The sequence below is a fragment of the Mycobacterium sp. E3298 genome, assembly GCF_001666895.1.
In the GTDB taxonomy this organism is placed as follows: domain Bacteria; phylum Actinomycetota; class Actinomycetes; order Mycobacteriales; family Mycobacteriaceae; genus Mycobacterium.
Genome location: NZ_LZJB01000391.1, coordinates 1 through 14,043, shown reverse-complemented (window position 1 = coordinate 14,043; position 14,043 = coordinate 1). Strand labels below are relative to the sequence as shown.

The 14,043-nt window shown below is 68.7% G+C and carries 14 protein-coding genes and 1 pseudogene; 9 read left to right on the top strand and 6 right to left on the bottom strand.

What is annotated here, in order from left to right; all coding sequences use genetic code 11:
• From A9X05_RS31725 to A9X05_RS18235, 6 genes are all read left to right on the top strand, one after another.
• The coding region (locus A9X05_RS31725) for a DUF6295 family protein (protein ID WP_067783199.1) at positions 1–273 on the top strand (273 nt) is incomplete at its 5' end.
• Complete coding sequence (locus A9X05_RS18255) at positions 270–1,040, top strand: DUF427 domain-containing protein (protein WP_067783196.1); 771 nt, start codon at positions 270–272, stop codon at positions 1,038–1,040. The genes A9X05_RS31725 and A9X05_RS18255, both read left to right, overlap by 4 nt.
• A 377-nt stretch (positions 1,041–1,417) precedes the next feature.
• Positions 1,418–2,473 carry a WD40 repeat domain-containing protein gene (locus A9X05_RS18250; protein ID WP_067783194.1) on the top strand — a complete coding sequence of 352 codons (1,056 nt, stop codon included), beginning with the start codon at positions 1,418–1,420 and terminating at the stop codon, positions 2,471–2,473.
• A 144-nt stretch (positions 2,474–2,617) separates the two neighbouring features.
• Positions 2,618–4,249, top strand: a complete 1,632-nt coding sequence (locus A9X05_RS18245; RefSeq protein WP_067783191.1) for a long-chain fatty acid--CoA ligase — start codon at positions 2,618–2,620, stop codon at positions 4,247–4,249.
• 33 nt (positions 4,250–4,282) lie between these two features.
• Positions 4,283–5,167, top strand: coding sequence for a class II glutamine amidotransferase (locus A9X05_RS18240; protein WP_067783188.1), 885 nt, complete (start codon positions 4,283–4,285; stop codon positions 5,165–5,167).
• A 29-nt stretch (positions 5,168–5,196) separates the two neighbouring features.
• A complete protein-coding gene (locus A9X05_RS18235) occupies positions 5,197–6,066 on the top strand; it encodes a patatin-like phospholipase family protein (RefSeq protein WP_067759356.1) in 870 nt (289 codons plus the stop codon).
• 20 nt (positions 6,067–6,086) lie between these two features.
• Here the strand turns inward: A9X05_RS18235 and A9X05_RS18230 are convergent, their stop codons facing one another.
• Both A9X05_RS18230 and A9X05_RS18225 read right to left on the bottom strand, forming a co-directional pair.
• Entirely contained in the window at positions 6,087–7,166 is a 1,080-nt protein-coding gene (locus A9X05_RS18230) for a patatin-like phospholipase family protein (RefSeq protein ID WP_156670218.1), read from the bottom strand.
• Between the two features lie 91 nt (positions 7,167–7,257).
• Complete coding sequence (locus tag A9X05_RS18225; protein ID WP_067783185.1) at positions 7,258–7,701, bottom strand: lipoprotein LpqV; 444 nt, start codon at positions 7,699–7,701, stop codon at positions 7,258–7,260.
• A 112-nt stretch (positions 7,702–7,813) separates the two neighbouring features.
• Here A9X05_RS18225 and A9X05_RS18220 point away from each other — a divergent pair, with 112 nt between their 5' ends.
• Together A9X05_RS18220 and A9X05_RS18215 are read left to right on the top strand one after the other, a co-directional pair.
• The gene (locus A9X05_RS18220) at positions 7,814–8,410 is read left to right on the top strand and encodes a cysteine dioxygenase (protein WP_067759283.1); all 597 of its coding nucleotides are present in this window, start codon (positions 7,814–7,816) and stop codon (positions 8,408–8,410) included.
• Positions 8,410–8,859, top strand: coding sequence for a rhodanese-like domain-containing protein (locus A9X05_RS18215; RefSeq protein ID WP_067759280.1), 450 nt, complete (start codon positions 8,410–8,412; stop codon positions 8,857–8,859). The genes A9X05_RS18220 and A9X05_RS18215 overlap by 1 nt, the downstream gene beginning before the upstream one ends.
• Here A9X05_RS18215 and A9X05_RS18210 read toward each other — a convergent pair.
• From A9X05_RS18210 to A9X05_RS18200, 3 genes are read right to left on the bottom strand one after another with little or no spacing between them, the layout of a single operon-like run.
• Complete coding sequence (locus A9X05_RS18210) at positions 8,856–10,601, bottom strand: alpha/beta-hydrolase family protein (protein WP_067759277.1); 1,746 nt, start codon at positions 10,599–10,601, stop codon at positions 8,856–8,858. The genes A9X05_RS18215 and A9X05_RS18210 overlap by 4 nt on opposite strands.
• A gap of 7 nt (positions 10,602–10,608) precedes the next feature.
• Complete coding sequence (locus tag A9X05_RS18205) at positions 10,609–11,400, bottom strand: enoyl-CoA hydratase (protein ID WP_067759274.1); 792 nt, start codon at positions 11,398–11,400, stop codon at positions 10,609–10,611.
• A gap of 13 nt (positions 11,401–11,413) precedes the next feature.
• Positions 11,414–12,448, bottom strand: coding sequence for an enoyl-CoA hydratase/isomerase family protein (locus A9X05_RS18200; protein WP_067783182.1), 1,035 nt, complete (start codon positions 12,446–12,448; stop codon positions 11,414–11,416).
• 212 nt (positions 12,449–12,660) lie between these two features.
• Here A9X05_RS18200 and A9X05_RS18195 point away from each other — a divergent pair, with 212 nt between their 5' ends.
• On the top strand, positions 12,661–13,518 hold the full coding sequence (locus A9X05_RS18195) for a Bax inhibitor-1/YccA family protein (RefSeq protein WP_067759335.1): 858 nt from the start codon (positions 12,661–12,663) through the stop codon (positions 13,516–13,518).
• Between the two features lie 154 nt (positions 13,519–13,672).
• Here the strand turns inward: A9X05_RS18195 and A9X05_RS18190 are convergent.
• Positions 13,673–14,043 (bottom strand): annotated as a pseudogene (locus A9X05_RS18190) (acetyl-CoA C-acyltransferase); the annotation flags it as partial.

Sequence of the window (14,043 nt, the reverse complement as noted above, 5' to 3'; positions counted from 1 at the left end):
TGCACCTATCTCACCGAACACGTCGGAATCGACGGCAGCGGCAAGGGCGCCACGGGGTGGTTCGGCGCCAGCCGCGCGACGGTGTATGTCGATCACCCCGTGCACGCCCCCTACGGCCACACGGTCAACATCGACGTGATCAATCCGGAGCTCGGGCCGTCGGCGCGGGTGGCGCTGGAGCTCACCGAGGAGAGCGCCCTGGCGCTCGCCGATGCCATCCGTAGGGCGATCGCCCACGCGCCGGCCGGGCTGGCCGCCAAGGATCAGACATGACCGTCGAGCGTGATTACCCCGAAATGGCCGTCGCGCGCGGCAGGGTCGAGCCTGCACCGCGCCGGGTGCGGGGCTATCTTTCAGACGCGTTGGTCTTCGACACCACCGCGGCGCTCTACGTGTGGGAGGTTCCGTACTACCCGCAGTACTACATACCGCTGGCCGATGTCCGCCCGGAGTTCCTGCGTGACGAGAACCATTCGCAGAAGGTGCAATTCGGCGCATCGCGGCTGTACGCCCTGGAGGGCTCCGGTCGCACTGATCCGTCCGCCGCGCGGGTGTTCGACGCCGACGGCGACGGCCCGGTGGCCGGGACCGTGCGATTCGAATGGAATTCGTTGCGCTGGTTCGAGGAAGACGAGCCGATCTACGGCCACCCGCGGAACCCCTATTCGCGCGTGGACGCGCTGCGGTCGCATCGGCATGTCCGTGTCGAGCTGGATGGAATTGTGCTGGCCGACACCAGGTCTCCCGTCCTGCTCTTTGAAACCGGTTTACCGACAAGGTATTACATCGACCCCACCGATATCTCTTTTGAGCATCTGGAATCGAGCGCGACACAGACGCTGTGTCCGTACAAAGGGGTGACGTCGGGATACTGGTCGGTGCGCTCCGGCGGTGCGCTGCATCCGGACCTGGCCTGGACCTATCACTACCCGTTGCCCGCGGTCGGCCAGATCGCCGGTCTGGTGGCCTTTTACAACGAAAAGCTCGATATCGTCGTCGACGGTGCCGCCTTGCCCCGGCCCAGAACCCAATTCAGCTAGTCGATAAGGTGTGATCTTTCCCTCTTCGCGGGATTGAGCCTGAGAATTTCTTAACTTGGACAATGCTGGGGCGCTGACCGGGCGCGTTAGCGGCTAAAGCGAAATCCGCCGGATGCGCGTTTGCGTCTCTTTCGCTGAGGGTAAGCGACTGCGGTACAGCGTTATTGCGAGCCTGAGCAGAACCTGAGCGCGGGGAGTGACGTAGCTAACGTCGGGGAATTTGGCGCTCTTCGACGCGAATTTTGGCCGGTAAGATCGAAAAACCAGTCGGGTCAGTGCCTTTCGGTGCTGAGATCCTCCTGGGTCCGGAGACCTAATTGTCGCGCAATTTCCGACGATTTTGCCTCCGCGCCGACGACCAGCAAAGGCGGTGCAACGTGAGCGGTGTGAACGGCCGCAAGGCCTTCCCGGACGACCGAGAAGAGCCAAACTTCCGACTCGACGAGGGCTCGGTGGTCCGGATTCCGGTGCGATACGGTCCGATCAGCGATGCCTGCGTAAGCCCCGACGGCAGCCGGCTGATAGTCGCCAACCACGCCCGCGCATCGGTCTCGATCGTCGACACCGATGCGCGCCGGGTGGTGCAGACCGTCACCGGCCTCGGCGAGCCCTCCACGATCGCCCTCAGCGGTGGGACCAACCCGCGCGCCTATGTCAGCACGGCCACCACGGCGTACGACTCCGTCGACGTCGTCGACCTGGTCACCAACGCGTGGGTGGCGACGCATCCGCTGGCCAACACCGTGAGCGACCTTGCCGTGAGTGCCGACGGCAGGTTCGTCTACGCCGGCCGGAACGGCGTCTGCGGAGCCGACGTCACGGTCCTGGACACCACCACCGACGACTTCGAGGTGATCGACCTCGCCACCGCACCGGGGACCACCGTGGACTGTGTCCGCATCGGCCCGGACGGGCGTCACCTCTACGCCGCCACCAACGGCCCGTCGGGCGGCCAACTGGTCGAAGTCGACACTCGGCGCTTGCACATCGCCGGCGCCTACGAGCTCGGGTTACCCATCCGTGACGTCGCACTGAGCGACGACGGCGGTACGGCCTACGTAGCCAGCTGCGGCCCCATTGTGGGCGCTGTGCTCGATGTCATCGACATCCGCACCCGCAAGATCACCGGCACGCGCAAGCTCAGCGAGGTCGCCGGTCCGCTGACCCGCCTCGCGCTCAGCCGCGACGGCCGCCGTGCCTATCTGGTCGGCGACGACCATGTCGCGGTGGTCTGCACGCGCACCCACGACGTCATCGGTGAGATCACGGCGGTCAAGGACCCGTCCTGCGTGGTGGAAAGCCCGGATGGCAGGTACCTCTACATCGGCGACTACTCCGGCGCGGTCACGGTGGCGCCGATCGCCGCGGGGCCGGCCGACGAGTCGACCACCGGGCTGCTCGCGCCGGCGCAGCGGGAACCCGTACTGGCTTAGGGTGATTGCCGACGCCGGCGCCGAACTCGGGCTTAGGGTGGAGGCTGCCGGCGGCCCCTCGCCTCCGGCGCGGCACCCGGCCACCCCGCATCCCGAGGGTTGACATCGGTCGCCGCTGCGCCGAGATCCAAGGGCGGTACCTCGATGGACAGCACCATGCAGGACTTTCCGTTGACGATCACCGCGATCATGCGGCACGGCTGCGGCGTGCACGGCGCTCGCACGGTTGCCACCGCCACCGGCGACGGCTACCGGCGAACCAGCTACCGGGAACTGGGCCGGGACGCCGCGCGGCTGGCGAACGGACTGCGCCGCCTCGGCGTCACCGGGGATCAACGGGTGGCGACGTTCATGTGGAACAACGCCGAACACCTGGCGACCTACCTGGCGGTGCCGTCGATGGGCGCCGTGCTGCACACCCTCAACATCCGCCTCTTCGCCGAGCAGATCGTCTACGTCGCCAACGAGGCCGAAGACCAGGTGGTGCTGGTCGACGCGTCGCTGGCCAAGCTGCTCGCGCCGGTGCTGGGCGACCTCAAGACCGTGCACACCGCGATCGTCGTCGGGGAGGGTGACACCGCGCCGTTCGAGGGTTCGGGCAAGACCGTGCTGCGGTACGCCGACGTGCTCGCTGGCGAGTCCACCGAGTTCGACTGGCCCGACATCGACGAGCAGTCCGCGGCCGCCATGTGCTACACCAGCGGCACCACCGGCAACCCCAAAGGCGTGGTGTACAGCCATCGTTCGAGCTACCTGCACACCATGGCGGCCTGCAGCACCAACGGCATCGGCGTGGGTTCGGTCGACAGCGTGCTGCCGATCGTGCCGATGTTCCACGCCAACGCGTGGGGCCTGCCTTATGCGGCGCTGATGGCCGGCGCCGACCTGGTGTTGCCCGACTGCCATCTGGACGCGCGGTCGCTGATCGGCATGGTGGAACACGAGCGACCGACCGTCGCCGGTGCTGTGCCCACCATCTGGAACGACGTGTTGCATCGCCTGGAGGACGAACCGGACCACGACATGTCGTCGCTGCGGTTGGTGGTCTGTGGGGGATCGGCCGTTCCGCTGTCGTTGATGCGCACGTTCGAGGAGAAGCACGGCGTGCAGATCCGGCAGCTGTGGGGCATGACGGAAACCTCGCCGATGGCCACCATGGCATGGCCGCCGCCGGGCACCCCCGAGGATCAGCACTGGACGTACCGCGCCACCCAGGGGCAACCGGTCTGCGGGGTCGAGATGCGGATCGTCGACGACGACGGCCAGGTGCTGCCCAACGACGGCGAGGCCGTGGGCGAGGTGGAAGTCCGCGGCCCGTGGATCGCCGGCTCCTACTACCTGACGGCCGACGACTCGAAGTTCGATTCCGGTTGGTTGCGCACGGGTGACGTGGGGCGGATCGACGAGCGCGGTTTCGTCACCCTGACCGACCGGGCCAAGGACGTCATCAAGTCCGGCGGCGAGTGGATCTCCTCGGTCGAGCTGGAGAACAGCTTGATCGGGCACCCGCATGTGGTGGAGGCAGCGGTGGTCGGCGTGCCCGACGAGCGTTGGCAGGAACGGCCGTTGGCGGTCGTGGTGGCCAAGGAAGGCGCGACGGTCAGCGCCGAGGACCTGCGAAAGTTCCTCGCGGAGAAGGTGGCTCGTTGGTGGCTGCCCGAGAGGTGGGCGTTCGTCGAGGAGATTCCGCGCACCAGTGTGGGCAAGTACGACAAGAAGGCGATCCGCGCGCGCTACGCCGAGCACGGCTATTGGGTGGTCGAGGCCCGCGACTGAACCCGCCGGCTGGCGCTCGGTACCGTCGAGAACATGTGCCGACTATTCGGGCTCCACGCCGGGACGGACGTTTGCACCGCGACGTTCTGGTTGTTGGACGCCCCCGACAGCCTCGCCGAACAGAGCAGGAGAAACCCGGACGGCACGGGCGTGGGCGTCTTCGACGGGCGCGGCCGGCCGCAGCTGGACAAGCAGCCCATGGCGGCCTGGGAGGACGCGGCGTTCGCTACCGAGGCCCATGACCTGACCGGCACCACGTTCATCGCGCACGTGCGTTACGCGACGACCGGTTCCCTCGACGTCCGTAACACCCACCCGTTCCTGCAGGACGGCCGGATCTTCGCGCACAACGGCGTGGTCGAGGGGCTCGACGTTCTCGACGACCGGCTGCGCGAGGTCGGCACCGGGGATCTGGTTCTCGGCGACACCGACTCCGAGCGGGTGTTCGCATTGATCACCGCCTCGATCCGAGCGCTCGACGGCGACGTCACCGCGGGCCTGACCGTTGCCATGAGGTGGCTCGCGGCCAATGCGCCGATCTATGCGGTGAACGTGCTGCTGAGCACGGCCACCGACATGTGGGCGCTGCGCTACCCCGACACGCACGAGCTCTACATCCTGGACCGCTCCGACGATGCCGCCACCCAGACCCCGGCATTCGACATGCGCACCAACCGCATTCATGCGCGCTCGGAACATCTGTGCACCCGATCGTCGGTGGTGTTCGCCACCGAACGCATGGATGACGACCCCCGCTGGCGCCTGCTCGAGCCGGGCGAGCTGGTCCACGTGGACGCCACGCTGCGCGTCGACCGCCGGCTGATCCTGCCCGGCCCGCCCGCACACCTGCTGCGCCGGGCGGAGCTGAGCGCACCGGTCCAGGAGGCGCAACACGCGTTGCCGGGCGCCCCGCGCTAGCCGACGGCGGCCTGGCAGAGTGGGTGGGCGTGACAACCAGACGAGCCCTAGTCCTGGCCGGTGGGGGGATAGCGGGAATCGCCTGGGAGACAGGCATTTTGCGCGGCATCGCCGACGAGTCACCGGCTGCGGCCGGGCTGCTACTGGATTCCGACGTTCTGGTGGGCACCTCCGCGGGGTCGACGGTCGCCGCGCAAATCGGGAGTGGCGCCCCGCTCGATGAGCTGTTCGACCGGCAGGTCGCCGAGGTGTCCGCCGAGATCGATTCCGGGGTCGACGTCGAAACGATCACCAAAATGTTCCTCAGCGCCTTGGCCGAGCCCTATTCCGACCCGTCGGACCGGACCCGGCAGCAGATGCAGCGGATCGGCGCCGTGGCACTCGCGACCGAAACCGTTGCACCGCCGGTGCGCCGGCGGGTCATCGCGCAGCGCTTGCCATCCCACGACTGGCCCGACCGGGCGCTGCGGATCACCGCAATCGACGTTGACACAGGCGAATTGGCCGTTTTCGATCGCGAGTCCGGCGTCGACCTCGTCGACGCGGTCGCGGCCAGTTGCGCGGTGCCCGGGGCCTGGCCGCCGGTGGCGATCGCCGGCCGGCGCTACATGGACGGCGGGGTGGCCAGCTCGGTCAACCTCGGTGTGGCCGCCGATTGCGGCGCGGCGGTGGTGCTGGTGCCCTCGGGTGCGGACACGCCGTCGCCGTTCGGCGCCGGCCCGGCCGCGGAGATCTCCGCCTTCAGCGGCGCGACGGTCGCGGTGTTCGCCGACTCCGGCTCGCTGGCGGCGTTTGGGCCCAATCCGTTGGATCCCGCCTGCCGCGTCGCGTCGGCGCTGGCCGGCCGCGAGCAGGGCCGCCGCGAAGCCGAAGCCGTCGCGCGCTTCCTCGGGGCCTAACCCGTTGCGGCAGAGCGGTTTCAGTCCTCGATCGGGGGCGGCGCGGCGCGGTCGTTTTCGAAGGCGTCCAACGCCTCATCCGCCAGCGCACGCCCGACGGCGATCACCTCCGCCGCCCGGTGGAACTCCAGGCCCCGGCAGATCGAGCGCGGAACTTCGATCAGCAAGTCGGGCGGGTAGACGGCCAGCGTATGGCGCGCCAGCGCGGCCTGGGCGATGTCGATCGTGCGGTTCATCACCTCGAAGCTGCCCAGTTTCGGGATATCCGGTGCGGCGCCGGCCAATTCACCGGCCACCTCGTCCTCGGCCGCGTTCTCCTCGACGTCCGGGTCGTCCGGCCAGCTTTCCGCGTCGGCGGTGGACCCGCCGAACCTGCCGAGAACGGCCCGCGCGGTCGGCCGGTCGAGCAGCGAGCGGGCGGCCGTGGTGTCGAGCAGCGCCGAGGTGCTGCGCACCATGCGGTTCAGCCATTCGGCGGTGACTCCCGACTCCGCGTCGCGGTTGGCGATCGCCTCGCTGCCGGACAGGCTCACCGCGATGGTCACGTCGGCGTTGACCGCCGAAAGCGGCGCCATCGGCAGCGGGTCCAGGATGCCCCCGTCGGCCAGCAGACGCCCGTCGACCTCGTGCGGGGCGATCACGCCGGGGATGGCGATGGAGGCGCGGATCGCGGTGTCGACCGGCCCGCGCTGAAACCACACCGACTTGCCGGCCACCAGGTCGGTGGCCACCGCGGTGAAGGGGATGGGCAGCTGCTCGATGGCGACCGGGCCGAGGATGTCACGTACCGCGTCGAGGATCTTCTCGGCGCGCATCACCCCCGCCGCGCTGATCGAGAAGTCCAGCAGCCGCAGGATGGTGCGCTGCGTGAGGGACTTCGCCCAGTCGGCGAACTCGTCGCGGCGCCCGGCCGCCTCGAGGCCGCCGACCAGCGCGCCCATCGACGAGCCCGCGATCCCCACGATCTCGTACTCGCGGGCGCGCAGCGCCTCGATCACCCCGATGTGGGCGTAGCCGCGCGCCCCGCCACTGCCCAGCGCCAACGCCACCCGGGTCGGTGACGATCGGCGCGCAACCGCTGCGGCGGGTTCGTCCGGCATCCCTTCATTTTGCGCGGCGGCGCCCGGCCGCACCGGCCGGGTCGGCAGTTTCTTCTAGCCGTGAATTCAATTGCCGGGGGTTGAAAAAGCGCTAGCCGCATTCGTCGTTGGCGGCTGCGCGCGCGGCGGTGAGCACGGCCGCCTGTCGGGCCGGCGTCAGGTCCGCCCACCGGGCGTTCCAGCTGCCCGGGGTGCCCGACGGCGCGGCCTGCAGCATCGCCAAGTAGGGCTCGAACAGCGACTGACCGGTCCTGGGCTGGGCATCCATCCACACTTTCGCGGCGTGACAGGCCTGGTAATACTCTTCCTCGGTCGAATCCGCGGGCACGTCGACCCTGGTCGTCACGCCCCCCGGCGAGAGCCCGACGGCGCCCGGGGGCGCCGCCCCGGGGCCACTGGGAATGCCGGCCGGACGCGTCGACGAGGACGCGGGCCTGCCGCTGGGGTGGTCAGCGGAGCATCCCGTTACGGCCAACAAACCGGCCGCCACGGCGAGCGTGCCGCACAGCAGGGGTCGACGAGCGCACCGGCGCACCGGCCCAATCTATGCAACACTGGCGGCCGTGATGGAGCGCTTCGGATTTTGCGAGTGTTGTCGGCCGTAACACGCCGCCGCCCGTCCGATCCGTTTTCTCTGGAGCTCCCCGATGTCTGTGCCCCTCGCCGCCCCGGCTGCGTTGCGCCCGCGCCACGTCTCGTCCCCATCGTCGGGACCGACCCGCCTGCGGGTGCCCGACCTCATGCACGCCACCGACCAGGCCGCCGACGACGTGCTGAGCGGGCGTTGCGACCACCTGCTGCCCCCGGGCGGGATACCGGAGACGCGGCGCTGGTTCACCCGCATCCACGGTGACGAGGAGCTGGACGTCTGGCTGATCAGCTGGGTGCCCGGCCATCACACCGAACTGCACGACCACGGCGGATCGCTGGGCGCGCTGACCGTGGTGTCCGGCTCGCTCAACGAATTCCGCTGGGACGGCCGCGCCCTGCGGCAGCGGCGGCTGGACGCCGGCGACCAGGCCGGGTTCCCGCTGGGCTGGGTGCACGACGTGGTGTGGGCCCCCCGGCCCGTCGCGGTGGCTGTCTCGGGCTTCGCGGGCGCCGGAGGCGGGGCGGTGCGTCCGTCGCTCAGCGTGCACGCCTATTCGCCGCCCCTGACCGCGATGTCCTACTACGAGGTCACCGGCCGTAATCGCCTGCGCCGCCAGCGCACCGAGCTGACCGATCAACCGGAGGGACCCTGATGAGCCGCATCGACGTTGTGTTGAGATCCGCCCGGCGCCGTTTCCGTCGCCTTCCCGCCGCCGAAGTGCCCGACGCGCTGCGGCGCGGGGCGGTGCTCGTCGACATCCGTCCGCAGGCCCAGCGGTTCCGCGAGGGTGAGATCCCCGGTGCGCTGGTGATCGAGCGCAACGTCTTGGAGTGGCGCTGCGACCCCACCAGCGACGCCAGGCTGCCCGAGGCGGTCGGCGACGACGTCGAATGGGTGATCGTCTGCTCGGAGGGTTATACCTCGAGCCTCGCTGCCGCCGCGCTGCTCGACATCGGCCTGCACCGCGCCACCGACGTCATCGGCGGGTATCACGCCCTCGCGGGTTCGGGTGTGCTGGAACAGCTTTCCGGTGCCGCGCCGGTGGACGCCGGCCCGGGGCTGCTCGCCAACTCCGGCACGCCGGGTCGCCGCTGGCTCTAGCCGGTGGAGGTCGCGTCCGAATGCAGCAGCGGCCGCAGCTTGTCGGTCTTCTCCTGCGACCAGCCGGGCGGTGACAGCACGGCGGCCCAGCCGTCGGCAGCGTCGGCGACGTAGTGGTGGCCGTGTCCCTCGGGCACGTCGACCGCCACCGCCATGTCCGCCGAAACCTGTAGGAACGTCACCACCGGGATCCAGCGCGTCTCGGGCAGCACGTCATAGCCCCGCCGCTCCCGCAGCCAGTCCGGTTCGCTGAACAGCAGGTCGGGTGACCACCAGGCGATCGGATCTGAGGCGTGCTGTAGATAGACCACCCGCGGGTGGTCCCACGGCGAGTTCGGGCGGCCCAAGTTGGTTGGGCGAGCGACGAATCGGACGTTCTTGCCGTCGTTGTAAATCGGCAGCCACTCCGGGGAGCCGGCGTCGCGCGTCGACGTCAGGTCGGTCCAAATGGTGTTCTGGAATGTCGGTCCGCTGAACAGCGCGCCGTCGGTGCGGGCGAGGACGTTGTTGAGGCTCATGAACGGCGCCTCGCCGCCGAACGATCCCAGGCTCTCGCCGAACACGACGAGCTTGGGGCGTTGCGCCTCGGGCATCTGGCGGATGAGTCGGTCGACGGCCTCGAACAACGCCTGCCCGGCGTGGCGGGCGTTCTCCTTGTCCACCAGGAAGGACAGCCAGCTCGGCAGGAACGAATACTGCATGCTGACGATCGCGGTGTTGCCGTTGTACATGTACTCGAGCGCGTCGGCTTCGGCCTCGTTGATCCAGCCGGTGCCGGTGGTTGTCGCTACGGCGACGACGGCACGTTGCAGCCCGCCGGTGCGCTGCAGCTCGCGGGCGGCGAGCTCGGCGGTCGCCGTGATGCCGTCCGCGGAGTTCAGTCCCGCGTAGGCCCGGATCGGTTCGGTGGCCGGCGCGCCGTTGAAGGCGGCGAGCTGGTCGACTCTGGGCCCGGCTTCGACGAAGATGCGGCCTTGGTGCCCAAGGGATTCCCATGACACCAGCGACTCGGGCCCGCCGGAACGCAGCGGCGTCTTGGGCGGCGCCGTGTCGGGGTTCATCTCGTTGTTCGCCGACGCGAAGGTGTTGTTCATGGTGCGCATGGCGAACTTGAGCACCACGCCGTTGAGGAGGGTGATGGTGAGCACCACGAGCAACGCCACCACGATGGTCGCCGACAGCCGAAACGGCGCGATGCGGTCGACCTCACCCACCAGGAAGCGGACCAGCCACCGGATGAACTGGCCGATTTCGACCAAGGTGAACAGCACCACGATCGACAGGCCCGCGGCGACCGGGTAGTCGTACCACTGCAGGTGTGCGACGCCCATCAGGTCACGCACGTTGTCCTGCCAGACGTGAAACCAGATGGCCATCAACACCATTCCGAGCGCGCCGATCGGGATCAGGACCATCCACGCCCACCGCGGCGGCGGGGGACTGTGGTCCTTGGCGCGCATGTAGCGGACCAGCCACACGGCGAAGACGCCCAGCCCGTAGCCGATGGCGCCGGAGATCCCGCTGACCAGGCCCTGGAACAGCGCGCCACGCGGCAGCAGCGACGGCGTCATGGAGAACCAGATGAAGATCAGCCCGACGGTGGTGCCGGTGAACGTGTAATGGCGCACCCACCAGGGCTTTTGGCTCCACCGTAGCCGGCGAGTCGCCGGACCGGCTTCCGGTTCGGCTGCCGGCTCGGCCTCGTCTTCCGGCGCGGTCGTCGCAGAACCCGGCTCGGTCATCGCAGGCCTACCGGTGGGTGAAGTTGGGAGCGCGCTTCTCGATGAACGCCGTCATTCCCTCGGACTGGTCGTCGGTCGCGAAGGTGGAGTGGAAGAGCCGACGTTCGTAGAGAAGTCCCTCGGACAAGGTGGATTCGAACGCGCGGTTGACGGCCTCCTTGGCCATCCGGGTCGCCGAGCGTGACATCTGCGAAATGGTGGTGGCGACGGCCTTGGCCTCGTCGAGCAGGTCGTCGGCCGGCACCACGCGCGAAACCAGGCCGCTGCGTTCGGCTTCGGCGGCGTCGATGGTGCGCCCGGTCAGGATGAGGTCCATGGCCTTGGCCTTGCCGATGGCGCGGGTCAGGCGCTGCGAACCGCCCATGCCGGGCAGCACCCCGAGTTTGATCTCGGGCTGGCCGAACTTCGCCGTGTCGGCGGCGATCAACACGTCGCACATCATGGCGAGCTCGCAGCCGCCGCCCAGCGCATGCCCGGCGACCGCGGCGATCGTCGGGGTGCGCACGGCGGCGAGTTTGGCCCAGGGGGCGAAGAAGTCGGCGCCGAACGCGTCGGCGAACGTCAGGGCGGCCATTTCCTTGATGTCGGCACCGGCGGCGAACGCCTTGGCCGAACCGGTGATGATGATCGCCCCGATGCCGGGGTCGTTGTCGAGTTCCGCTGCGGCGCTGGTGACTTCGTTCATCACCTGGGTGTTCAGCGCGTTGAGCGCCTTGGGCCGGTTCAGGGTGATGGTGCCGACGCGCCCGTCGCGTTCGACCAGGATGGTTTCGTAGCTCTTGGAGGTGGGGTCTGTCATCCAAATCGCCTTTCTAGAAACTCAAGTCGTCGTCGACCGGGGTGAAATACGCCTCGACGTCGGCGGCGGTCACCGCGCCCAGCGTCGCCGGCGACCACTTCGGGTTGCGGTCTTTGTCGATCAGCTGCGCCCGGATGCCTTCCACCAGGTCGTGCGACCGCAGCGACGCCGACGACACCCGATAGTCCTGAACCAGAACGTCTTTCACCGTCTCGAGTTTGGCGGCGCGCCGAACGGCCTCCAGCGTCACCGACAACGAGATCGGCGAGCGGGTGGAGATCAGGTCGGCCGCCTCCGCGGCCGGGCCGCCGTGTCCGCGCAGATTGGCGACGATCTCTTCGACCGTCTCAGCCGCATAGCAATCGTCGATCCAATGACGTTGGGCCGCAAGCTCGCTCGGTGGCGGCTCGACGGCGTGCTTGACCAGGGCGCCCTGCACCCCATCGGCGACGATCGACCGGGTGAACGCCTCGAGATCCGGGTGGGGCACGTAGTGGTCCGCGAACCCCATGGCGATGGCGTCGGCGCCGGAAAACGGCGCCCCGGTCAGCGCCGCGTGCAGCCCCAGCCCGCCGGGCGCCCTCGACAGCAGGAACGCCCCACCCACGTCGGGAACGAAGCCGATGCCGACCTCGGGCATCGCGACCTTCGAGGTGTCGGTCACCACGCGGATGTTCGCGTGTGCGCTGACGCCGACGCCGCCGCCCATCACGATGCCGTCCATCAGCGCCACGTATGGCTTGGAGAAGTCGGCGATCTGGGCGTTGAGCAGATACTCGTCGCGCCAGAACCGCCGCGCCTCGACGCCGTCCTTGCGCGCGCTTTGATAAATGGAGACCACGTCGCCGCCGGCGCACAACCCGCGCTCACCGGCGCCGGAGAGCACGACCGCGCGCACCGCGTCGTCGTCGGCCCAGTCGGTGAGGATCGCGCCGAGCGCGTCCACCATCTGCTGATTGAGCGAGTTGATGGCCTTGGGGCGGTTGAGCGTGATCAGACCGACGTCGCCGTCGATGCGGGTGAGAACCTCGTCGGATTCGTCGGTCACGCCCAAACCTCCCATCGCCGGGTCACCCTCGACGAAAAATCTAGATCGTGACGACCGGCGCCCTACCCGCGGGTAAGGGTTATCTTTAACCCGACGCCAGCAGCAAAGGCTCTGGGCGCCGGAAAATGCCCAGTTCGGCTGGGAACCCGGACGGCACGCTGCTCGTTGAGATTGTGTTCGCACAGCTCGAAGCCAATAGAGAGGATCCGACGGTGCGGGAGACAAGCAACCCGGTATTTCGTTCGCTGCCCAAGCAGCAGGGCGGATACGCGCAATTCGGCACGGGCGCGCCCCCGATGCAGGGCTACGGCTATGGAGCCGACCCCTACGCGGCGCCCTACCCAGCTCCGTACCAGGAGGCCAGGGCTTCGCGTCCGCTGACCATCGACGACGTCGTCACCAAGACCGGCATCACGCTGGCCGTGCTGGCGGTGTCCGCCGTGGTCTCCTACTTCCTGGTGGCGTCCAACCTGGCGCTGGCGATGCCGCTGACAATGATCGGCGCGCTGGGCGGCCTGGGGCTGGTGCTGGTCGCGACGTTCGGCCGCAAGCAGGACAGCCCGGCCATCGTGCTCAGCTACGCCGTGCTCGAGGGGCTCTTCCTGGGCGCCATCTCGTTCGTGTTCGCCAACTTCTCCGTCTCGCACGCCAATGCCGGCGCGTTGATCGGGGAGGCCGTCCTGGGCACCTTCGGGGTGTTCTTCGGCATGCTCGTCGTCTACAAGACGGGGGCCATCCGGGTCACGCCCAAGTTCACCCGGATGCTGGTCGCCGCGATGTTCGGCGTGCTGTTCCTGATGCTCGGCAATTTCGTGCTCGCGATGTTCCACGTCGGCGGCGGTACCGGCCTGGGCCTGCGCAGCGGCGGACCGATCGCCATCATCTTCTCGCTGGTGTGCATCGGGATCGCGGCGTTCAGCTTCCTGATCGACTTCGACGCGGCCGACCAGATGGTGCGCGCCGGGGCGCCGGACAAGGCGGCCTGGGGCATCGCGCTGGGTCTGACCGTGACGCTGGTCTGGCTGTACATCGAGATCCTGCGTCTGCTCAGTTATCTGCAGAACGACTAACCCTCGTCGACGAAAAGACCGGCACGCCAAAGGCGTGCCGGTCTTTTCGTGCCGGGCGTCGAATGTGAACTGACGCCGCCGAGCGTGCGCTCATGGCGGGCCTTCCCGGCGTGTCGCCGCCCTGGGCGCACGCTCGACCGCTAGTGAAGAGCGGTCAGCTGAGCCGCTCGATGATCATCGCCATGCCCTGGCCGCCACCGACACACATGGTCTCCAGGCCGAACGTCTTGTCGTGCGTCTGCAGGTTGTTGATCAACGTGGTCGCGATCCGCGCGCCGGTCATGCCGAAGGGGTGGCCCAGTGCGATCGCCCCGCCGGACACGTTCAGCTTGTCCTCGTCCATGCCCAGCTCGCGGGCCGAGCCCAGCACCTGGACCGCGAAGGCCTCGTTGATCTCGTAGAGGTCGATGTCGTTGATCGACATGCCCGCCCGCGCCAGCGCCTTCTTGGACGCCTCGATCGGACCCAGCCCCATGATCTCCGGCGACAGGCCGCTGACGCCGGTGGACACGATGCGCGCCAGCG

Bases quoted from the DNA above. Each gene is read 5' to 3' on its own strand.
- A9X05_RS18230 (WP_156670218.1), bottom strand. From the start codon at position 7,166: ATGCCGGACGAACCCGCCGCAGCGGTTGCGCGCCGATCGTCACCGACC.
- A9X05_RS18215 (WP_067759280.1), top strand. From the start codon at position 8,410: ATGAGCCGCATCGACGTTGTGTTGAGATCCGCCCGGCGCCGTTTCCGT.
- A9X05_RS18220 (WP_067759283.1), top strand. From the start codon at position 7,814: ATGTCTGTGCCCCTCGCCGCCCCGGCTGCGTTGCGCCCGCGCCACGTC.
- A9X05_RS18210 (WP_067759277.1), bottom strand. From the start codon at position 10,601: ATGACCGAGCCGGGTTCTGCGACGACCGCGCCGGAAGACGAGGCCGAG.
- A9X05_RS18240 (WP_067783188.1), top strand. From the start codon at position 4,283: ATGTGCCGACTATTCGGGCTCCACGCCGGGACGGACGTTTGCACCGCG.
- A9X05_RS18255 (WP_067783196.1), top strand. From the start codon at position 270: ATGACCGTCGAGCGTGATTACCCCGAAATGGCCGTCGCGCGCGGCAGG.
- A9X05_RS18205 (WP_067759274.1), bottom strand. From the start codon at position 11,400: ATGACAGACCCCACCTCCAAGAGCTACGAAACCATCCTGGTCGAACGC.
- A9X05_RS18245 (WP_067783191.1), top strand. From the start codon at position 2,618: ATGGACAGCACCATGCAGGACTTTCCGTTGACGATCACCGCGATCATG.